Raw genomic sequence first — 19,641 nt, forward strand, 5'->3', positions numbered from 1 at the left:
TGGGAGGATGAAGCGGTTCCCGTTCAGGTCCGGTTCGAACGCTGCATCTGGCGATATTTTAAGGGGGTACATCCCGTCAACTCCTTGAAACTGCGCCCGAAATGGGTCAGGCTCTCAAAGCCGGCCCGTTCCGCGATATCTCCCACCTTGGCATCGGTATCCCGCAGCAGGAGGCGCGCCTCTTTGATGCGGACGTTGTTCACGTATTCGATCAGCGTAAAGCCGGTGCTGTCCTTGAACATTTTGCAGAAATAAGAGGGACTGATATAAAACTGCCGGGAGATGGAATCCAGCGTAATGCGCCGGTTGTAGTTCTCGTTGATGAAGTTGACGATGGCGATGATTTTGGGATGAACCTGCTGTGTGCAGCCTGCAAGCTGGTTTTGGCTGCTGTCTGCTTTGCGTTTTAAATAGATGAGCAGTTCAATGAGCAATATTTTGACATAATACGCATAGCCTGGGGGCTGGCGCACTGATTCATGCAACATCCGATCGAACAGCCCCTCTACCGTGCTCTGCTCGCTGCCGTCGAGACGGAGCAGATGCGTATCGGCCTGGAAGGTGGAGAACACGTCGAACTCCCCTTCCTTCGGAAGCAGGTCCGCGATGAATTCCCGCTTGAACTGAAGCGTGATGCGTTCGAAGACCGCGCCGCTCGAATTGACCAGCTTATGAATCTCGTTGACGTTAATGAACAGCAGCATGCCGCTCACCAGATGGTAGGTCTTATCCCCGACGAAGTACGATAATTCGCCCGAGACAAGATAGAAAATCTCATAGGCATCATGGTAATGACGCGAAGGCATGCTGGAACGGACCTTCCGTTCCCGGCTAATGTCGAATATATCCGATTCATAGAAATTCGTTTCTTTGGCTTCGGTCATATCCACAGGTGCTTAGCTCCATTGGGGGGATTTGCATCAGTGTACCGTAGAATAAGAGGAAAAACAAGGATATACAAGCGGAATCAGACCCATTTTCAACATATATTATTATCCTGATTATTGTTGATTGTTCTTGTCTCCTGTCAGTTGTTGAGTCGAAAGGATTAGGAAAAATGTCATAAAATCTGAATTCTATTCTAGTAAAAAAGGCGGTCTTGGTGGTATATTTAGACATATAGAAAAAAGGGGGTCTTACCTTGAGAAAGAAATCAGCAGCCATCAGTATGGCAACACTACTACTAGGGATGACGGTGGCTGGGTGCAGCGGCGGCGATTCCGCGACGGCCGAGCTGGAGAAGAAAATAACCGCATTGGAGAAAGAAAATGCGGAATTGAAAGCAACCTTGGGCAATACCGATGCGAGCAAAGCGGACGGCGAGAAGAAGGAGAACGCGGGCAACGACAGCACCGGCAAGGCAGAGGAGAAGTCTGGCCAGGATTCTGCTCCGGCAGACAAAGCCAAAGTGATTGAAGCGAAAAAGCCGCTCGAAATCGCTGATTTTGCCGAGCTGACCATTCAAGGAGCGAAGTTCGCCAACAAGATTACGCCGCCGAACCCGGACAGCTTCTACTCCTATTATGAAGTGAAGGATGCTTCCAACACCTACTTCGACACCGTGATCAAGGTCAAGAGCTTGCTCACCGAAGGGAAATCCGCGGATGACTTCGTGTCGGTCAAGGTCATCTACGACAATAAATATGAATATAACGCTTTTTCCACGATCGAGGAGAAAGGCGGGGCGGACTTTACCTATACGAATATTACCAGCATCGAACCGCTGAAAACGGGTACGCTTCATTTCATTGCCGAGGTGCCTGCCGAAGTGGCGAAGGATAAGAAGCCGATCCAGGTCATCATCTCAAGCAACGGTGAGGATTATACATACACTTATCGGTGAATATAAGTCCATTTTGTACAATAATGTGATATCGAATTCTGCATCCAAGTGCGGGCCTCCAGAAAGTAAGTGCTTCCTGAGAGGTTCGCATTTTTACTTTATCCGGCTCTCCGGCCTGCAAGACGACAAGGTGTTCTTCTTCTGACGCGGGCTGTTATGAGCGTCTCGCCGCAGTGGGCAATCCGCTTCACACCGTGCGGGAGTCCCGGGCGCTGAACCGCTAAATTACAAGGAATGGCTGCGGCTAATGCAGGCATACAATCTATCAATCGGGAATCGGATCTGTAACCTAGAAATGGAGGAGGCCGTTGAATGAAAAAGATAGGGATGGGCCTGCGCATTGTCCTGCTGGCCGGGGTATTGGCGCTTGCCTTGGCGCCGGGCGCTGCGAGTCTGGCGGCTGCGGCGTCTGGCGGTTCTGGCGCGGCAGAGTCGGCAGACCGGATCGCGGCCATGAATCAGGATGAGCGGGCTCAGTACTTCGAGCAAACGGCGCAGAGGCTGGACGAAGCGGAACGGAAGCTCGCGCAGTCGAAGGCGCTGTACCTGGACGTCCCGTATTCCAGCATCGACAGCAAGCTGCTCGACGCGAAGCTGGCTTATGCCCGGGCCGCCTCGGACGATAGCGGGCGCGACGCCGCGCAGCTCAGTCAACAGGTTGCGGCATTGGAGCGCTTCCTGACGGAAGCGGAGCACTTGAATACGGAGTCCCGCAAGGTGGAGCTGCGCGGCATACGGCTGCGGGTGAGCCCGAGCCCGGGCGATAACGAGTCCGGGCAGGTGCGGGAGCGGCTGGAGCGCATCAAGGCCGCGCATTTCAACGCGGTCTTTTTGGAGGTTGGGGATCGGGCGGGAGCAGGCGCGGACCCGAGAGCGTCCGGGTCCGCAAATTCGGGGGCGGCCGCGAACCCGGACGTGAGCCCGAGCGAGACCGCGAACCCTAGCGCGAATCTGGACGCGACCGCGAATCCGAACGCGAACCCGAGCACGAGCCTGGACGCGATCGCGAATTGGAACGCGGGTCCGGGCGAGACCGTGCATCCGAGCGCGAGTCCCGGCGCGACTGCGGCCACGAACCCGTTCCCGGCTAGCCCAGCTTCAGCGGCACGCCCTTCGTTCGCTGCGATGCAGGTGTACATCGAAGAGGGCGCGAAGCTCGGCTTGGCCGTATATGCCGGGGAAGCCGGCCCGTTCGGCGGCAAACAGGGCGCCGCCATCGTGGATATCCGCATCGGTGCGGAGACGGAGCCGTCGGCGGTAAGGAAGCTGATTCGGGAAAATGGAGCCGATCATGGGATTGGCGCGATCATCACAGGGGAAGAGGCGTTCTTCGCCGGCGGTTATGAACGTGAACTGTGGTTCGGCCTGTACCGGAGCCAGGCGGCCCTGCCGGAGCGGGACGCCACGAAGCCGGTCCGCGTGCTGCTGGAGCAGATGTCCCGCAAGGTGGGCGCGATCTATGTCCCGTTCGGCGGGATGAGCGGGGCAGCTGCGGAACGATACCAGCCGCTGCTGGACCTGCTGGCGTCGTCGCTCTCGCGCACGCCTGAATGGAGCGGCAATGCCGCCGCCTCGATGCGGGGCACCCTTGTGCAGCTGCGGGAATACATTCGCTTGGACACGGAAGTGAAGGCAGAAGTGCGGAATCGGCTGAACGAGGATATCGCTCAATGCATTGAGCTGCTGGAGGCGCATTTGGACGCGCAACGAGCAAGTGCCAGCGCAGCGGGAAAGGAAAGTGGCAGCGGAACGGGAATGTGACAACGGCTCCTGAAGCGGGGGGATGAGGCGGCACGGGCCGGGGTATGGCAAGAGGGCGGTGGCAGTTTGGTAAAGGCCTAATTGTAAACGCTTTATTGAGAGGGCTGCGTCGCAAGAGCCTGTATTTGCACGTTTACGGCGCGCTGCAAGAAGCTGATCCGTTGCTGCTCTGTCCGTGGCCAGCGCTGCAGAAGCTGATCCGCTGCGACTCTGTGCGTGGCCAGCGCTGCAGAAGCTGATCCACTGCTGCTCTGTCCGTGGCCAGCGCTGCAGAAGCTGATCCGCTGCGACTCTGTGTGCTGCCAGCGCTGCAGAAGCTGATCCACTGCGGCTCTGCGTTCGGGCCGGCGCCAAAGCTGCAAAAGTGCAGCAATTGTTTCTGGGCGGCGACCCCCATGTGCCAATCCTGCAAAAGTACAGCATTTTTCCCCTCGGATCGTGGAATGAAGCAGAAACTAGTAGAATTGATGTACTTTTGCAGGAATTTCTACCTCAATGCGCATTTTTTGGTGAAAATCCTGCTCCTGTGCAGCAATTTTCCCACTGAACTCGCGACCCCCACACCATACGTATCACGTCGCGAAGGAGGTGGGTGCGGAGAGCGGATACGGTAAGATACGGATGGAATATAGTTGGATACGGTTGAATAATAGTAGGGTAACGGATGGAATATAGTAGGATACGGTTGAATAATAGTAGGGTAACGGATGAAATATAGTAGTGTACGGATGGATTATATTAAGGTGCGGATGGATTATAGCAGTACGGTGGATTACAGTAAGATCCGAATGGGATATGATGAGATACGAATGGAATACGGTGAGATATGGATGGCATATGGTGATATGTGGATGGAATATAATAAGAGTAGTATACGGCAAGGATACATTGAGCTGCGGTACAGGAACAGAGAAAATAGGGAAACAGTATAGTCGGGGGAAGAATGGAACGGCATGTCTGGGGCATGCCGTTCTTCGCGTTCCGGGCTTCCGTTACGAGTGCAATCGGCCCCGGCTCGGTTACGAGCGTCAGGCCTAAGCTGGCCGCTGAATCCCAACCGAGCCCTCCAGCCCTACCGAGTCCGGCCGCTGCGGCGCTTGCCCCGCCGGTCGGGCTTTATTTACCGACAAGGACGAAGACGTTGCGGTCCGGCGCCTCCATGACGGCCACATGGCCCGATTCCGTCGGAAAAGGCTTGCGAATCCAGTTGATATCCGTTCTGGCGGACAGCGCTTCATAAGTGCCGCGCACGTCTTCCACGTAGAATTCTATGTCGGCCATTTGGAGATCGGGGTTATTTTGCAGGACGAGCTCGGAGCTCTTTTCGTCCGGGAACTTCATTCCGGCCAAGGTCCATGTTTCGCCGCTGCCGAGGGGCCGCTTGATGCGCCAATACTCCGTCAAGCCGAGCGATTGGTAGAACTCGATCGAGGTTTCGATGTTTGCGGTGTACAGGGCGACGCATTCCAGTCTTTTGAACATAGTTACTTCCTCCTAGCGGTTGTTTGTTGTTGTGCCGTGCTTGTGTCTACTGTATCATCTATATACGTCATAATTTGTCGTAGTTAAAAAAGAAGGTATGCTCTGGTTACAGAACAGCAGAACCTGGCTATGTTGACGATAAGTGCGGCACAGCAGGGCTAGGTAGGACGTGTTAACGATGGTTGCAGAACAACAGAACCCGGGTGCGTTGACGATAATTACAGAACAGCAGACCCCGGCTATGTTGACGATGAGTGCGGCACATCAGGACTAGGTTGGACGTGTTAACGATGGTTGCAGAACGCGGCGCGTTCACGATGAATGTGCCGGGAACAGAAGAGGAACGAGGCAACGGCGTATGCAAAAAGCGAAACGGCTTATCGAGTTAATGATGCTCATCAATCAAAAACAGCAATTTACGGCCCGCGAATTGGCTGAGGTATGTGACGTGTCGCTGCGCACCATCCAACGAGATCTGCGCGACCTGGAGGAGCTGGGTGTGCCGCTGTATGCCGAATTCGGGTCGAAGGGCGGGTACCGGCTCCTGAAGGAGAAGCTGCTGCCTCCGCTGACATTCACGGAGAATGAGGCGGTTGCGATGTTCTTCGCCTATCAATCGCTGCACGACTACGTGTCGGTCCCGTTCGGGGAGGAGGCCGTCTCGGCACTGTCCAAGTTCTACAGTGTTCTGCCCCCGAACGCGAAGCGGACCATCGACCGTCTAAAGGATTGCATTCAGTTCTGGGTCCCGCGGAGAGAGCAGGAGGCTCCTTTTTTGCAGCAATTATTGGAGGCGGCTGTCGAGCGGCAAGCGATTACGATTCGCTACGATTCGGCGCAGGGAGAGAATGAACGGGACATTGTGCCGCTTGGCTTATATGCGCATAACGGCTATTGGTACTGCCCGGCCTATTGCTTCCGGAGGCAAGCCTACCGCTTATTCCGCGCGGACTATATCAGAGCGCTGGAGCCACGGGAGTCATTGGAGCCAGAGATGCGGAGGAAGATGAAGAAGCTGATGACGCTGGAGCAATGGTTCCTGCCGCCTGTGCGACAGCATACCGTACCGCTGCGGGTGGAATTGACCCGTCTAGGTGTGCGGAAATGCGAGGCTGATCCTTGGCTCGATAAAGCGATCACGCGGCATGAAGACGGAACGGGCACAATCGATACCCGCATAGGCGAGGGCGAAATCGAATACTACGCGGAGCGGATATGCGGCTTGGGCACGGATGCCTTCGTGAAGGAGCCTCCCGAGTTGGTTGACTTTATCGTAGCAAAGCTGGAGCAGCTCCGCAGCCGGTACCGCACCGAGAAGGCTTAGTGCATCAAGCGATGGACGGATATGGGCGAACTCCCATATCCGTCTTTTTGTATGGATTTCGTTTGAGTACAGCCAAATTATTGGTTTTCAAGTAAACAAAGCCAAAAATTTCAGTGTTACCTTTACAAATGACAAGGAATAAACAAAAAAATAATGTAATAATCAACACAAAACAATATAAAACAATAATTTTTCATTGCGATATAGGTATGAAGGTGGTAGTATTTAAGTCAACAACAGGTTCTGTGGCTCTCGGCATAGGACCTGAAGGGCTTTTGATTACCTTAAAAAGGGGTGCAGGAGATGAAGTTCAAAGTGATGACCCGAATTGTGGCCGCCGTAATGGCCGTATCGCTTGTGTTAGCAGGCTGTTCGGCCGGGGGCGATTCCGCCCAAAGCAAGCCGAATGTGGACAAGAGCAAAATCGAAAATCTTCCTCAGCCTATTGCCAGCAAAGACGTGAAAGTGATGGTTATCCGCAAAATCGGAGGCGACGATCATACGGCGCAATTTCTGGCAGGCGCCAAGCAAGAGGGCGAATCGATGGGATTTACGGTGGACACGTACTCCGCGAACGGCGACACGGCCAAATTCCATGACGCGATAGCCCAAGCCCTGGAGAAGAACTATGACGGCGTCATTATCTCGCATGGGGACGACGCAGCTACGGTGGATGATGTCGAGAAGCTGACAGGGAAGGGGATTCCGGTCGTCACCTTCGACTCCAATCCGGACCTGGCCCGAATTGACGGCGTGACGCTGACCTCGCAGGACGATAAGCAGCTGGCCCAATTGGCGTTGGACAGCATGAACAAGCAGTTAAATGGAAGCGGTAACATCATTTATTTGTGGGTGGACGGATTCCCTCCGATGGTAAGCCGCAATGGCGTATACCAAGACTTTTTGAAGGCGAATACGGGTATTAAGGAGATTGAGCGCTTCGGCGTCGCGGCATCCGATACGTCGGTGCAGACGCAGAATGCCGTATCGGCGATGCTGACCAAGCACGGCCCAGGCCAGATTGACGCCATCTTCGCCACATGGGACGCGTTCGCCATCGGCGCGGCACGGGCCGTGAAGGAAGCCGGCCGGGACGAGATCAAAATTTACGGCATTGACGTGTCGAACGCCGATTTGCAGCTGATGCAGGAAGAGAACAGCCCATGGGCCGCCACGGCCGCTGTCGATCCGAAGGTAATCGGCGCCGTCAATATGCGCCTGGTCGCGAAGAAAATCGCAGGCGAGGACACGCCGCAAACCTTCGACCTCAAGCCGACGATGATTACGCAAGAGCAATTGAATTCCTCCGGGGAGAAAGTGAATATGGAGAGCCTCAGCAAGATCATCCCGGATTGGGGCGTAAGCACAGACTTCGAGGAGGACTGGATGCAAGCACTTAAGAAAGCGTATTCATCTAAATAAGAAGGGGACGGAGGGAAGCGCGCAAGGGCCTGCGCGGCCAACGCCGGATGGACGGCGCTTGCCTCCCGATTCCGTACAGGAGGTGGAGAGATGATTGGACAGCAAGCGGTTCGCCTGGATATGAAGCAGATTTCCATTGAGTTCCCCGGGGTGAAGGCGTTGGACAACGTGGATTTTACAACCGGGACCGGAACCTCCCATGCTCTGATCGGCGCGAACGGGGCGGGCAAGTCGACGTTGATGAAGGTGTTGTCCGGAGCCTACAACCATTACACGGGTGACATATTCATCGGCGGCCAGGCGGTTCAGATTCGTTCGCCGAAGGATGCGAAGGACTTGGGCATCCAGATCGTGTATCAGGAAGTGGATACGGCGCTCATTCCTTATTTGACGGTCGGCGAGAACATCATGCTGGATGATACGGTCAACGATATGGGGAAAAAGCAGTGGATTAACTGGAAGCGGATACACAGCGGCGCGAAGACGACACTCGAACGGATGAACGTGAAGGTACCGACGAAGAAGCTGGTCAGCGAGCTGACGCTTGCCGAGAAGCAGATGGTTCTGATCGCGCGGGCGATAACGAAGGAATGCCGCTTTCTCATTTTGGATGAGCCGACAGCGCCGCTCAGCCATGCGGAGACGGAGGATCTGTTCCGCATCGTGCGGGATTTGAAACAGAACAATGTCGGGGTCATCTTCATCTCGCACCGCTTGCCGGAGCTGTTCGACATATGCGACGACATTACGGTGATGCGGGATGGGCAATTCGTCGTCAAGAAGCGGATTGCGGACACGAATCCGAACGAGATTGTAGAGCGGATGCTCGGCAAAAAAATGGATGACCAATTTCCGAAGCTCCCGATCGAGATCGGAGATACCAATTTTGAAGTAAAGGGCCTGACGGATGGCGACAAGCTGAAAAATATCGATTTCTATGTGCGAAAAGGGGAAATCATCGGCCTCGCCGGACTGGTGGGCGCCGGCAAAACGGAACTGTGCAAGGCCTTGTTCGGCGCGTCCCGCGTTGTGGCGGGCGAGCGTGTGCTGCAGAAGCGGAAGCTTTCCATTCGAAATTGCAGCGAAGCCGTGAAGCAGGGAATCGCCCTTGTGCCGGAGGAGCGGCGCAAGGAAGGTATTCTCGTGCTGGAATCGGTGGTCAATAATTTGTCGGTTGCCAATCTGGCGAAGTTCTGCGCGTACAAGACGTTCCTGCAGTTCGGCAAGGAGAAGAAGGAGGCGCAGAGGCTGATTCAGGATCTGGGCATCAAGACGCCGAATGAGCTGGCGAAGGTGAAAAACTTGTCGGGCGGAAATCAACAAAAAGTGGCGATCGGGAAATGGCTGACGACCGAGGCGGAAGTGTATATTTTCGATGAACCGACCAAAGGCGTCGATGTCGGAGCGAAAAAGGACATCTTCAAGCTGATTTCACAGCTTGCGCAGCGGGGGAAGAGCATCATCTACGCCTCCTGCGAGCTGTCGGAGATCATCGGCATCACGGACCGCGTCTACGTGCTCTATGATGGCGAGATCGTGAAGGAGCTCCAGACGAGCGCAACCAATGAAGAAGAATTATTGTTCTACTCGACGGGAGGAAAGTAGCATGAGCATGAGCACAGGGCCAGGGCAACACCATCAAGTGAAGGCGGCCAAGTCTTTCGATTTCTTCGATTTTCTATATAAATACGGAACGATTGTCACGATTCTCATCCTGATTGCCGTGTTCGGAATCATGTCCGAGAGCTTCCTGATGCCTAGTAACATCATCAACATCTTGCGCTCGATCTCCATCGTTACCGTCATTGCGATCGGGATCACGATCTCGCTCTCGGTGGGCGGCTTCGACCTGTCGGTCGGTTCCGTGGCGTCGCTGGCCAACGCCGTCGTCATCTCCATGTTCGTCTGGCATTCGCAGAATGCATTCGTCGGCATCATTACGGCGATCGCGGTCTGTCTAATCGCAGGCCTGCTGAACGCATTCATGATCGTCAAAATGAAAATTCAAGACATGCTCATGACGCTGGCGATGATGTTCATCATCCAGGGGGTGGCGCTCACGTATACGCGAGGGGCGACCGTATCGCAGAACATGGTCATGCCGGACGGCACGTTCGCCACGGGCCAGATCGGCGCCTTTTTCTCGAAAATCGGCCAGGTGCCGTGGATCATCATCATTATGCTTGTCGTCGTGGTCCTCGTCCATATTTTCCTGAACTATACGAAGCATGGCAGGTACATGTATGTCATCGGCGGCAATATGGAGGCGGCCAAGCTGTCGGGCATTCCCGTCAACAAATATCGCGTGCTCGCCTATGTGTTGTCTGCCGGATTCGCGGCTATCGGCGGCATTATGCTGGCGTCCCGCGTCATGACGGCGGAAGTCAATGCGGGCGCTCCTTATCTCATGGACGCGGTGGCGGCGGCCTACATCGGGTTCTCCGTGGCGGGCGCCGGCAGACCGAACGCGTTCGGCACCTTCGTCGGCGCGGTGCTCATCGGCATTTTGCAGAACGGCCTGGTCATGATGTCGGTTCCTTACTACGCGATGGACATCGTGAAAGGAACGGTGCTCGCTTTTGCTCTGGCATTAACCTATTACAAACAGAAATAACGGGTGCAGGAGGAGATCGAAATGAGCGAATTCAAGACGTATTTCACGATGACCGAAAGCGATGTAATTCACTACGGCCTCAGCCAGCTTGATTACTTCGACCGGGATGCCGAGCTGTCCTGCAAGGAAATCGGGGACGGCAATCTGAACTATGTGTTCCGGGTCGTGGACGCAAAGACGGGGCGCTCGCTCATCATCAAGCAGGCCGGGCCGGTCGCCCGCATCTCGGATGAGTTCAAGGTATCGCCGGACCGCAACCGGATCGAGAGCGACATTTTGCGCATCGAGCATGAACTGGCTCCGGGACTGGTGCCGCAAGTGTACAAATATGATCCGGTCATGAACTGCTGCGTTATGGAGGATTTATCCGATCATGAGATACTGCGCACCGCCCTGCTGAAGCATAAGCAGTTCCCGCTGTTCGCCGAGCATATCTCGACCTTCATGGTTAATACGCTGCTGCTGACATCGGACGTCGTCATGAATCATAAAGAAAAGAAGGAGCGGGTGAAGGAGTTCATCAACCCGGATCTGTGCGGGATAACCGAGGATCTCGTCTATACCGAGCCGTTCTATGATTGCCCGCGCAATGATGTGTTCCCGCCGCTGCTCCCGTTCGTTAAGGAATATTTGTGGGAGGATGAAGCGCTGCTCCTGGAGACGGCGAAGCTGAAGTTCGAATTCATGAGCAATGCCCAGTCGCTGATTCACGGCGATCTGCATACGGGCTCCATCTTCGTGAAGCCGGACTCGACCAAGGTGATCGACCCGGAATTCGCCTTCTACGGACCGGCCGGCTACGACGTGGGCAATGTCGTCGCGAACCTGATCTTCGCCTATGTCCATGCGGACAGCGTCATGGAGGACGGCGCGGAGAAGGAACGGCAAAGGGACTGGCTCCTGTCGGCGATACAAGATATGATTGATTTATTCAAAGCGAAATTTGTGGCGGCGTGGAAGGTATCCGCGACGGAGCCATGTGCTTCCTACAAAGGCTTCGATCAGTATTATCTGGAGACGATTTTGCGGGATGCGGCAGGGGTCGCCGGACTGGAGCTGTGCCGGCGGACGCTCGGTCTCGCGCATGTCAAGGACATTACGTCGATTGCGGACGCGAACGCGCGCGCACGGGCGGAGAAGATGTGCATCGTCATGGGCAAGCGGTTCATTATGGAGCGCCATCTGATGAAGAACGGGGCGGACTTCATGAAGGTCATTACGGCCGCTGGCGAAGTGTACAGCAGATAAGGAGGTCATGGGACGATGGGAGACAACGGCGTGACAGCGACAATGATTCAATCGGTGACGTTGGATGATGCGAACGATACGCTGGTCATTCTGGACCAGACGGTGCTGCCGAATGAGAAGGTATTTCTCAAGCTGAAGGAATTGAAGGATATTTGGGACGCGATCTACCATCTGAAGGTGCGCGGCGCGCCGGCGATCGGCATTGCGGCGGGATATGGCCTGTATCTGGGCGTCAAGGCTTCGGCGGCGGCGACGAAGGAAGATCTGGCGGAGGATTTCAAGCGTGTGAAGGACTATCTGGCTTCCTCCCGTCCGACGGCGGTCAACCTGTTCTGGGCGCTCGATCGGATGGAGGCGCGCTTCCAGCGGGAGCAGAGCGGAAGCACCGCCGAGATCAAGGAAGCGCTGCGGGAGGAGGCCGAATCGATCCGGGCCGAAGACGAGCAAGTCTGCGAGCAGATCGGCCGCCATGCCTTGTCGCTGCTGGAGCCGGGCTGGGGCATCCTGACGCACTGCAACGCGGGGGCGATTGCGACGGCCAAATACGGCACGGCGCTGGCGCCCGTCTATTTGGGCGAGGAACAGGGATACGGCTTCAAGGTGTATGCCGATGAGACGAGGCCGCTGCTGCAAGGCGCGCGGTTGACGGCATGGGAGCTGCAGGAGGCGGGCATCGATGTCACGCTTATCTGCGACAACATGTCCTCCATCGTCATGAAGGAAGGCAAGATTCAAGCCGTCCTGGTCGGCTGCGACCGCGTGGCCGCCAACGGGGACACCGCCAATAAGATCGGCACGTCGGCTGTGGCGATTCTGGCGAAGCATTACGGCATTCCGTTCTATGTGTGCGCGCCGTTGTCCACGGTCGATCTGCAGTGCGCGACAGGCGACGACATTCATATCGAGTTGCGTCCGGATGAAGAGATTACGAGCAAGTGGTATGAAAAGCCGATGGCGCCGGCAGGAGTCAACGTCTATAACCCGTGCTTCGATGTGACGGATCACGAGCATATTACGGCGATCATTACGCAGCACGGCATTGCTTATCCGCCGTTCGCCGACAGTCTGCCCGCCATGTTCGCGAAGCAAGCATCGGGCAACTAAAACGGAAACGCTCGCTTAGAGACTGTACAGATCGAAAAACGGAAGCGGGCAAAACGGTGGAAGATGGATGAAGCAGTGAAATGTTGCGTGGATGCAGCAATTTCTGCTCTTTAAGACGCTATTTGATGAAATTCCTGCAAAAGTACATTATGTTCATTCGATTTTTGTCTTTTATTGATTGGATGGTCATAAATTGATGCCGTTTTGCAGGATTCCCAGTCACGGAGTACACGTTATAAAGGAAAGGTGTATTTTTGCAGTTTTTCCGCGAGTCGAGCTTTGAGAATGAGGGGGCTGTCTCACTGTAGTGAAATACTACTTGTGCGACGACCCCCTTCTTTTCGTTGTTTGTCTGCGTTGGATTCTGTTGGACTCAACGGCATCGCCGCCTGAGCTGCCTCAGACACATTCATGCAGCGAGATATTGCGCGAATCGAGGAACTCGTGCCAATCCTCTCCCAGCTGCTTGTCGGTGACGAGCGTATGGATGCGATCAAGCGGACAAATGCTGGCGAAGGAGGTGCGGTCGAACTTCGTGAAGTCCGCGACGAGATAGACCTTGTTCGCGCGCTCGACCGCGAGCCGGCGCACCTCTGCCTGCTGCTCGTTCGAATCGGTGATGCCGTGCTGCATGCTGACGGAGCGGCATGAGATGAAGGCCAGATCGAAGAAGTAGCTGTTCATATTCAGCTCGGCGTTCCGTCCGAGCGCGGACATGGAGCTGGAAGAGATGCCTCCGCCGATCATGACGAGATGGACGTTACTGTTATCGATTAAGGCGTTGGCGATTTTGAGCGAGTTGGTGACGACTGTAATGCGCTTATTCTCCAACTGCTGCGCAATATAGAGCGACGTCGTCGACGCATCCAAAAAGATGGAGTCGCCATTGGCGATGAATTCGGCGCACCGCTCGGCCATGCGCTTTTTGCCGTCGACGTGGATATGCTCCCGCAGGTTGACGTTCACGTCATTCTGCACCCCGTCCGGAACATAAGCTCCCCCGTATGTGCGTATTAGAACGCCCTCGTCCTCCAACTGCTTCAAGTCGCGGCGGATCGTTTCTTCCGTCACGTTGAACAGGGAGGTGAGCGCGGCGACGGTTACGCTCTTCTGCTCCATAATGATTTCTTTGATCTTGGCTTTTCTGGCTACTGGTAACATGTATCTATTCGCTCCTAAAAACAGACATTTTATTGTTTTTCATTAAGTATAACATACTTTTCTTCTGATAAAAGTACTGTGTTTTATGGGTTGGTTGTCGTTTGTATTCCGATAAAGGCCTGATTCCATCTAAATATAGAATGAAAAGAAGAATGATGATGAATTTTGCACACGGAAAACAAACATAAAACAATAAGAGTCAAAATGAAACATTGACAAACAACGTATGAAGTAGGAAAATGAATGACATAAAGTACGTGTTCAAAAGCGGACTTTTTGAACAACCTCATAAGGGTATGTGCATATGTGCATTCAGGGAATTTACAGGAGGTGACATCGTGCTAACCCAAGCAACACCCTACTATTCTGATTTTGAAGCGAAGAAAATGATCTGTGAAATCGGCAGAAGAATGTACCTCAAAAACTTCGTGGCTGCCAACGACGGGAACATTACGATAAAAACCGGTCCCAACGCGATCTGGGCCACGCCGACAGGAGTCAGCAAAGGCTTCATGACCCCGGACATGCTCGTCAAGCTGGATTTGGACGGGAAGGTGCTGGCCGGCAACCGGAAGCCGTCTTCCGAGATTAAGATGCATTTGCGGGTCTATGCGGAGAATCCGGACGTGCGCGCGGTTACGCATGCGCATCCGCCGGTGGCGACCTCGTTCGCGATTGCCGGCATCGATCTCGATCAGGCCGTATCTCCGGAGGCGGTCGTTATCCTGGGAACGGTCCCGGTCGCGCCCTATGCGACGCCGGGGACGCAGGAGGTGCCGGACTCGATTGCTCCGTTCTGCAAGGATTACAATGCGGTGCTGCTGGCCAATCACGGCGCGTTGACCTGGGGCAAGGACATCATTGAGGCCTATTATCGCCTGGAGTCGCTGGAGCATTACGCGCTGATGCTGATGTACTCCGGCAAAATCATCGAGCAAGCGAATGAATTGAATTGCAGCCAAGTGTCCGACCTCATCGAGATTCGCAAGAAGATGGGCATTCAGAGCGGAGGGACGCCAAGCTGCAAGCCGGAGGGGGCCGTGAAGCCGAGCCGCGGGGAAGCCCAGCCCATGAGAGAAGCGGACAAGGAAGAAATCATCAGTCAGATTGTCGCCAGAGTGACGGACCAAGTGCTTCAGAAGCTTCAATTGAAGGGGTGAACGAAGTGGGCATCCAGCTATCGGAATCGGATATCCAGAGCATTATTCAAGGCGTGTTGAAAAATATCGAGCAGAACTTGCCGGGCGGCCGGGCCGGACAGGCAGCAACCAAGCATGGGGCCATCAGGGATGCGGACGCCGGGCAGGCGCAGCCGGAAGCGGGGTCGACGAGCGCTTCGCCCGCAGAGAAGGGCGGCGAATGGGGCGTCTTCGCTGAGGCAGAGGCAGCCATTGATGCGGCTTCCGAGGCGCAGACGGCCTATATCCGGCAGTTCAATCTGCAGGATCGGGAGCGGTTCATCGCCGCCATCCGCCGCGCGACGCTTGAGCAGAAGGACGTGTTGGCGAGCATGACCTGGAAGGAGACGAAGCTCGGCCGCTATGAAGATAAAATCGCGAAGCTGGAGCTGACCGCAACCAAGACGCCCGGCACCGAAGACTTAATTGCGAAAGCGTTTACGGGCGATGGCGGGCTGACGTTGGTGAAGGAAGGCCCGTTCGGCGTCATCGGCGCCGTGACGCCGGTGACGAACCCGGTCGAGACGGTGATCAACAACGCGATCGGGATGCTGGCGGCAGGGAATGCGGTCGTCTTCAATGTGCATCCGTCCTCCAAAGCCTGCTGCGCTTACGCGGTGCAAATGATGAACCGGGCGGTGCAAGAGGCGGGCGGGCCGGCGAATCTGGTCACGATGGTGAAGGAGCCGACCAAGGATACGCTGGACGCGATTGCGCAATCGCCGAAGGTGCAGCTGCTCGTCGGAACAGGCGGCCCCGGACTGGTGAGAGCGCTGCTGCGTTCGGGCAAGAAAGCGATCGGCGCCGGTGCGGGCAATCCTCCCGTCGTCGTGGATGATACCGCTGACATCGAGCGGGCCGCCCAAGCCATTATCGCGGGCGCTTCCTTCGAGAACAACATTCTCTGCATTGCGGAGAAAGAGGTGTTCGTCGTGGACAAGGCGGCTGACGATCTGCTCTTCCACATGCTGAACCACGGCGCATACCGGCTGGACGACCGCGAACTCGAGCAGGTGATGAGCTTCGCGCTGGAAGTGAATGAGAGCGGGACGGCCAGCGGTTGCTCGCTCGATGCGAAGCGCGAATACCACACCGCGAAGGAGTGGATTGGGAAGGATGCGGCCCTGTTCTTGGATAAAATCGGCGTCATTCCCGACAAGGAGGTCAAGCTGCTTATCTGTGAGGTTGATTTCGACCATCCGTTCGTGCAGCTGGAGCAGATGATGCCGATACTGCCAATCGTGCGCGTCAGCGATCTGGAGGAAGCGATTCGCCTGGCCGTCCTGGCGGAGCACGGCAACCGGCATACGGCATTGATGCATTCGACGAATGTGGCGAATCTCGCCGCCTTCGAGCGCGCGATCGGCACGACGATCTTCGTCAAGAACGCCTCGTCGCTCGCGGGCGTCGGTTCAGGCGGAGAAGGCTTCACGACGATGACGATCGCCGGGCCGACGGGCGAAGGATTGACATCGGCCCGCACGTTCACGCGGAAGATGCGAAGCGTTCTTGCGGAGCGCGGAACCTGATCACCTGATTTCGGGAACAATCCCGGGCAAGAGAGGTAGATGACGATGGCAGAGGGCAAAGCATTGGGGTTCGTGGAGGTTCAAGGCTACAGCGTAGCCCTGGCGGTGATGGACAAAGCCTGTAAGACGGCTGACGTGCATATTCTAGGTATTGACGCGAACAACCCGCCGGAGAACATGCAGACGTCGATCCCGCTAATGATCCAGGTGAAGTTCAGCGGGACGGTCAGTCATGTGCAGACGGCGCTCGAAGCGGCACGGGAAGAGGCCTTGACGTATTTGCGCGAGGATCAAGTGATTACGAAGTGCATTACGTCAGGCAGCCCCGGCATCGCCTCCTTGCTGTCGAAGGGCAAAGTAGCGGTGAGATAGACAGGAAGCCGGCGTCCATGTCCGGTTATGGGCAGGAACAGGCTCGGGCTTCCCGGCAGGAAGGGGAGGGGGCGGCATGAAGCGTGAAGGGAAGCAATCTCTTGGCATGATAGAAACGATAGGCATCACTCCGGCTATCCGCGCGGCGGATATGATGGTGAAATGCGCCTACATTACCGTAGTAAGCATTGAAAAGTCAGGAGCGGGCATCGTGACGGTGCTCATTCAAGGCAAGCTGGATTCCGTTCAGGCCGCACTCGAGATCGGCGCGCTTGAAGCGCAAAATACGGGGGAGCTTGTCGCCGTCCATGTCATCAACAATCCGGATGACGGGCTCGCCGGGCTGCTGCCGTGCAATGGAACGGAGGGAACCCGAGAATGACGTATGATGCGATTGGCGTAATCGAGGCCCGCTATTTCGCGACGGCGCTGGAGATAACCGACGCGATGAGCAAGGCGGCCCAGGTGGAATGGCTCGCCAGCGAGAAGGCCTTGGGCGGCAGGCTGGTGACGATCATCGTCGGCGGCGATGTCGCCAACGTGAAGGCGGCGGTGGAAGCGGCCAAGGCGGTCTGCGCCGGCAAAGCGGCCAATCCGCTCGCCCATGCGGCGGTCATCTTGAAGCCTCATGCGGAGATCATGAAGTTCGTTATGCCTGCGCAGGCGGGGGAAGAAGAGCGTGCCGGATCTGGGGCAGCGGCGGCGGCTGCGGCATGGGACGAAGCCAAGGCATCGGCAGCTGCGGTATTAGACGAAGGCAAGACATCGGCAGCTGCGGCTGAGAAGAACAAGATGAAGGAGGAACAAGGAGATGAACCAAGCATTGGCGATTGTGGAGACAAGAGGCTTGACGGCGGCGATTGAAGCGGCGGATGCGATGCTGAAGGCGGCGAATGTGGAGATTGCGGGCACGGAGAAAATCGGCTCCGGACTTGTCTCGGTTATGGTTCAAGGCGATGTCGGCGCGGTCAAGGCCGCTGCGGAGGTTGGAGCCGAGGCGGCGCAGCGCGTGGGCGAATTGGTCGCTGTTCATGTCATTCCGCGTCCGCATGGCGATGTGGCTAAGCTGATTGCCGCAGGGAAATAAGCCGGGCAAGCAGGAGCGGCGTCATAGAACTTCATTTTCATATCCACAAGGAGGCTATCCAAATGAACGAATCATTAGGAATTATCGAGACGAGAGGCTTGACGGCGGCGATCGAGGCGGCGGATGCGATGCTGAAGGCGGCCAATGTGGAGATTGTGGGCACGGAGAAAATCGGTTCCGGATTGGTGACGGTCATCGTTCGCGGCGATGTCGGCGCCGTGAAGGCTGCGACAGAGGTCGGGGCGGAAGCCGTGCAGCGGTTGGGCGAGCTGGTGGCGGCGCATGTGATTCCTCGTCCGCACAGCGATGTGCTCAAAATTCTCCCATCCCTGAAATAAGCGGGATAACCGATCCAGCATGGCGGTGATAAATATGACGGAACAGGTTAATAAGGAACTAACGGATTATATTACGCAATTGGTTATGGAAGAACTGGAACGCTGCGGCTTGGCTCCTGACCGGGAGCCGCTCCGCTTCGTGCCTGTCGGCGTCTCTGCTCGTCATGTGCATCTGTCGCAAGCGGATATGGAACTGCTGTTCGGCACGGGCAAGCCGCTGACCAAGTTCAAAGATATTTCTCAGCCTGGCCAATACGCGGCGAACGAGAAGGTCACGGTTATCGGCCCGAAGGGAACGATTGAGAACGTTCGTATTCTCGGGCCGTTCCGCAAGCATACGCAGGTGGAGATTGCGGCCAGTGAAGCGCGCAAGCTGGGCGTTCAACCGCCCGTTCGCGAGTCGGGCCGGATCGAAGGCTCCCCGGGCGTACAGCTCGCCGGTCCGCACGGTGCCGTGACGCTGGTGCAAGGATGCATCATCGCCGAGCGTCATATTCATATGACGCCTGCCGATGCCCGCGCGTATGGCGTGCGGCATGGGCAGAAGGTGCAGGTGAAGGTGCCGGGCGGCAAAGGAGGCATTATGGACCACGTATCAATCAAGGTGCGGGAGGATTACGCGCTGGAAATGCATATCGATACGGATGATTCCAATGCCTTCGGCATCAAGCAGGGAGACGCGTTAGAAATATTGCGGTGAAAGCGAGGCTTATGGCAATGAAGATGGGCAAAGTGGTGGGCAATATGATTTCCTCCCGCAAATATGACGGGCTTCAGGGCTACAAGCTTCTCCTTATTGAATTATGCTATATCGAGCCGAAGACGTATATCGTCGCCGCCGACACCATCGGAGCCGGCCTTGAGCAGCTTGTGCTGGTGGCGGAAGGCAGCAATATTCAGCAAGCGCTGACGAAGCCGGCGCCAATCGACGCGCTTGTCGTCGGCATCATCGACAGCGAGCCTGGGCTTCCCGCCGACGCCCCGTCTAGCGGGTGAGGAGGACTTTCGATGAATGAACCATTGAAGGTATTGGCGGTTGGCGATGCGGCGGGCAGGCGATATGCTGTGTGTGCTGTACGAGGAGATCGGCGCGGCGTTCCAAGGGGGGAGAAGCGCGGATGAGGCGCTGAAGCGGGCCGAAGCGCGTATTCTCGCCATGCAGCAAGGAGGAGGCTGAT

The 19,641-nt window shown here is 56.0% G+C and carries 21 protein-coding genes; 18 read left to right on the forward strand and 3 right to left on the reverse strand.

Annotated elements, in window-relative coordinates:
- Nucleotides 1-23: 23 nt before the first annotated feature.
- Complete coding sequence (locus FLT43_RS22000) at nt 24-884, reverse strand: AraC family transcriptional regulator (protein ID WP_087440726.1); 861 nt, start codon at nt 882-884, stop codon at nt 24-26.
- A 257-nt stretch (nt 885-1,141) separates the two neighbouring features.
- On the opposite strand from FLT43_RS22000, the gene FLT43_RS22005 reads away from it, so the two are divergent.
- Both FLT43_RS22005 and FLT43_RS22010 read left to right on the forward strand, forming a co-directional pair.
- Nucleotides 1,142-1,843: a hypothetical protein gene (locus FLT43_RS22005; protein WP_244194024.1), complete on the forward strand. Its 702-nt coding sequence runs from the start codon at nt 1,142-1,144 to the stop codon at nt 1,841-1,843.
- Nucleotides 1,844-2,155: 312 nt separating this feature from the next.
- Entirely contained in the window at nt 2,156-3,604 is a 1,449-nt protein-coding gene (locus FLT43_RS22010; protein WP_087440580.1) for a hypothetical protein, read from the forward strand.
- A gap of 1,116 nt (nt 3,605-4,720) precedes the next feature.
- Here the strand turns inward: FLT43_RS22010 and FLT43_RS22015 are convergent.
- On the reverse strand, nt 4,721-5,086 hold the full coding sequence (locus FLT43_RS22015) for a VOC family protein (RefSeq protein WP_087440583.1): 366 nt from the start codon (nt 5,084-5,086) through the stop codon (nt 4,721-4,723).
- A gap of 358 nt (nt 5,087-5,444) precedes the next feature.
- On the opposite strand from FLT43_RS22015, the gene FLT43_RS22020 reads away from it, so the two are divergent.
- The 6 genes from FLT43_RS22020 (at nt 5,445) to mtnA (ending at nt 12,798) form a co-directional block, all read left to right on the forward strand.
- The gene (locus FLT43_RS22020; protein WP_087440584.1) at nt 5,445-6,410 is read left to right on the forward strand and encodes a helix-turn-helix transcriptional regulator; all 966 of its coding nucleotides are present in this window, start codon (nt 5,445-5,447) and stop codon (nt 6,408-6,410) included.
- A gap of 303 nt (nt 6,411-6,713) precedes the next feature.
- Entirely contained in the window at nt 6,714-7,832 is a 1,119-nt protein-coding gene (locus FLT43_RS22025) for a sugar ABC transporter substrate-binding protein (RefSeq protein WP_087440585.1), read from the forward strand.
- 90 nt (nt 7,833-7,922) lie between these two features.
- Entirely contained in the window at nt 7,923-9,437 is a 1,515-nt protein-coding gene (locus FLT43_RS22030) for a sugar ABC transporter ATP-binding protein (protein WP_087440586.1), read from the forward strand.
- A 7-nt stretch (nt 9,438-9,444) separates the two neighbouring features.
- On the forward strand, nt 9,445-10,446 hold the full coding sequence (locus tag FLT43_RS22035) for an ABC transporter permease (RefSeq protein ID WP_087440728.1): 1,002 nt from the start codon (nt 9,445-9,447) through the stop codon (nt 10,444-10,446).
- A 21-nt stretch (nt 10,447-10,467) separates the two neighbouring features.
- Nucleotides 10,468-11,694, forward strand: coding sequence for an S-methyl-5-thioribose kinase (mtnK, locus tag FLT43_RS22040; RefSeq protein WP_087440587.1), 1,227 nt, complete (start codon nt 10,468-10,470; stop codon nt 11,692-11,694).
- Between the two features lie 15 nt (nt 11,695-11,709).
- Nucleotides 11,710-12,798, forward strand: coding sequence for an S-methyl-5-thioribose-1-phosphate isomerase (gene mtnA, locus FLT43_RS22045; RefSeq protein ID WP_087440588.1), 1,089 nt, complete (start codon nt 11,710-11,712; stop codon nt 12,796-12,798).
- A gap of 399 nt (nt 12,799-13,197) precedes the next feature.
- Here mtnA and FLT43_RS22050 read toward each other — a convergent pair whose 3' ends face one another.
- Nucleotides 13,198-13,959 carry a DeoR/GlpR family DNA-binding transcription regulator gene (locus FLT43_RS22050; protein WP_087440589.1) on the reverse strand — a complete coding sequence of 254 codons (762 nt, stop codon included), beginning with the start codon at nt 13,957-13,959 and terminating at the stop codon, nt 13,198-13,200.
- 386 nt (nt 13,960-14,345) lie between these two features.
- Here FLT43_RS22050 and FLT43_RS22055 point away from each other — a divergent pair, with 386 nt between their 5' ends.
- From FLT43_RS22055 to FLT43_RS29455, 10 genes are all read left to right on the forward strand, one after another.
- Nucleotides 14,346-15,119, forward strand: a complete 774-nt coding sequence (locus FLT43_RS22055) for a class II aldolase/adducin family protein (RefSeq protein ID WP_244194036.1) — start codon at nt 14,346-14,348, stop codon at nt 15,117-15,119.
- Nucleotides 15,120-15,124: 5 nt separating this feature from the next.
- Complete coding sequence (locus tag FLT43_RS22060) at nt 15,125-16,666, forward strand: aldehyde dehydrogenase family protein (protein WP_087440591.1); 1,542 nt, start codon at nt 15,125-15,127, stop codon at nt 16,664-16,666.
- Between the two features lie 39 nt (nt 16,667-16,705).
- Nucleotides 16,706-17,038, forward strand: coding sequence for a BMC domain-containing protein (locus FLT43_RS22065; RefSeq protein ID WP_244194025.1), 333 nt, complete (start codon nt 16,706-16,708; stop codon nt 17,036-17,038).
- A gap of 76 nt (nt 17,039-17,114) precedes the next feature.
- The gene (locus tag FLT43_RS22070) at nt 17,115-17,420 is read left to right on the forward strand and encodes a BMC domain-containing protein (protein WP_087440593.1); all 306 of its coding nucleotides are present in this window, start codon (nt 17,115-17,117) and stop codon (nt 17,418-17,420) included.
- Nucleotides 17,417-17,902 (forward strand): BMC domain-containing protein, encoded by a 486-nt coding sequence (locus tag FLT43_RS22075; protein WP_087440594.1) that lies wholly within the window; start codon nt 17,417-17,419, stop codon nt 17,900-17,902. The genes FLT43_RS22070 and FLT43_RS22075 overlap by 4 nt, the downstream gene beginning before the upstream one ends.
- Nucleotides 17,850-18,125 (forward strand): BMC domain-containing protein, encoded by a 276-nt coding sequence (locus tag FLT43_RS22080; RefSeq protein WP_087440595.1) that lies wholly within the window; start codon nt 17,850-17,852, stop codon nt 18,123-18,125. Before FLT43_RS22075 ends, FLT43_RS22080 begins: the two co-directional genes overlap by 53 nt.
- A gap of 62 nt (nt 18,126-18,187) precedes the next feature.
- Nucleotides 18,188-18,463: a BMC domain-containing protein gene (locus FLT43_RS22085; RefSeq protein ID WP_087440596.1), complete on the forward strand. Its 276-nt coding sequence runs from the start codon at nt 18,188-18,190 to the stop codon at nt 18,461-18,463.
- 34 nt (nt 18,464-18,497) lie between these two features.
- Nucleotides 18,498-19,163: a phosphate propanoyltransferase gene (locus FLT43_RS22090; protein WP_087440597.1), complete on the forward strand. Its 666-nt coding sequence runs from the start codon at nt 18,498-18,500 to the stop codon at nt 19,161-19,163.
- 17 nt (nt 19,164-19,180) lie between these two features.
- Nucleotides 19,181-19,459 carry a EutN/CcmL family microcompartment protein gene (locus FLT43_RS22095; protein ID WP_244194026.1) on the forward strand — a complete coding sequence of 93 codons (279 nt, stop codon included), beginning with the start codon at nt 19,181-19,183 and terminating at the stop codon, nt 19,457-19,459.
- Between the two features lie 40 nt (nt 19,460-19,499).
- The gene (locus FLT43_RS29455) at nt 19,500-19,640 is read left to right on the forward strand and encodes a hypothetical protein (RefSeq protein WP_164776478.1); all 141 of its coding nucleotides are present in this window, start codon (nt 19,500-19,502) and stop codon (nt 19,638-19,640) included.
- Nucleotide 19,641 lies beyond the last annotated feature (1 nt).

Origin of the sequence: Paenibacillus thiaminolyticus (assembly GCF_007066085.1) — a bacterium.
Lineage (GTDB): Bacteria > Bacillota > Bacilli > Paenibacillales > Paenibacillaceae > Paenibacillus_B > Paenibacillus_B thiaminolyticus.

What these genes read in the sequence shown, in the direction of transcription:
- FLT43_RS22000 (WP_087440726.1), bottom strand. Translation starts at nt 884, where the DNA reads ATGACCGAAGCCAAAGAAACGAATTTCTATGAATCGGATATATTCGAC.
- FLT43_RS22010 (WP_087440580.1), top strand. Translation starts at nt 2,156, where the DNA reads ATGAAAAAGATAGGGATGGGCCTGCGCATTGTCCTGCTGGCCGGGGTA.
- FLT43_RS22015 (WP_087440583.1), bottom strand. Translation starts at nt 5,086, where the DNA reads ATGTTCAAAAGACTGGAATGCGTCGCCCTGTACACCGCAAACATCGAA.
- FLT43_RS22020 (WP_087440584.1), top strand. Translation starts at nt 5,445, where the DNA reads ATGCAAAAAGCGAAACGGCTTATCGAGTTAATGATGCTCATCAATCAA.
- FLT43_RS22025 (WP_087440585.1), top strand. Translation starts at nt 6,714, where the DNA reads ATGAAGTTCAAAGTGATGACCCGAATTGTGGCCGCCGTAATGGCCGTA.
- FLT43_RS22030 (WP_087440586.1), top strand. Translation starts at nt 7,923, where the DNA reads ATGATTGGACAGCAAGCGGTTCGCCTGGATATGAAGCAGATTTCCATT.
- FLT43_RS22035 (WP_087440728.1), top strand. Translation starts at nt 9,445, where the DNA reads ATGAGCACAGGGCCAGGGCAACACCATCAAGTGAAGGCGGCCAAGTCT.
- mtnK (WP_087440587.1), top strand. Translation starts at nt 10,468, where the DNA reads ATGAGCGAATTCAAGACGTATTTCACGATGACCGAAAGCGATGTAATT.
- mtnA (WP_087440588.1), top strand. Translation starts at nt 11,710, where the DNA reads ATGGGAGACAACGGCGTGACAGCGACAATGATTCAATCGGTGACGTTG.
- FLT43_RS22050 (WP_087440589.1), bottom strand. Translation starts at nt 13,959, where the DNA reads ATGTTACCAGTAGCCAGAAAAGCCAAGATCAAAGAAATCATTATGGAG.
- FLT43_RS22055 (WP_244194036.1), top strand. Translation starts at nt 14,346, where the DNA reads ATGATCTGTGAAATCGGCAGAAGAATGTACCTCAAAAACTTCGTGGCT.
- FLT43_RS22065 (WP_244194025.1), top strand. Translation starts at nt 16,706, where the DNA reads ATGACGATGGCAGAGGGCAAAGCATTGGGGTTCGTGGAGGTTCAAGGC.
- FLT43_RS22070 (WP_087440593.1), top strand. Translation starts at nt 17,115, where the DNA reads ATGAAGCGTGAAGGGAAGCAATCTCTTGGCATGATAGAAACGATAGGC.
- FLT43_RS22075 (WP_087440594.1), top strand. Translation starts at nt 17,417, where the DNA reads ATGACGTATGATGCGATTGGCGTAATCGAGGCCCGCTATTTCGCGACG.
- FLT43_RS22080 (WP_087440595.1), top strand. Translation starts at nt 17,850, where the DNA reads ATGAACCAAGCATTGGCGATTGTGGAGACAAGAGGCTTGACGGCGGCG.
- FLT43_RS22085 (WP_087440596.1), top strand. Translation starts at nt 18,188, where the DNA reads ATGAACGAATCATTAGGAATTATCGAGACGAGAGGCTTGACGGCGGCG.
- FLT43_RS22090 (WP_087440597.1), top strand. Translation starts at nt 18,498, where the DNA reads ATGACGGAACAGGTTAATAAGGAACTAACGGATTATATTACGCAATTG.
- FLT43_RS22095 (WP_244194026.1), top strand. Translation starts at nt 19,181, where the DNA reads ATGAAGATGGGCAAAGTGGTGGGCAATATGATTTCCTCCCGCAAATAT.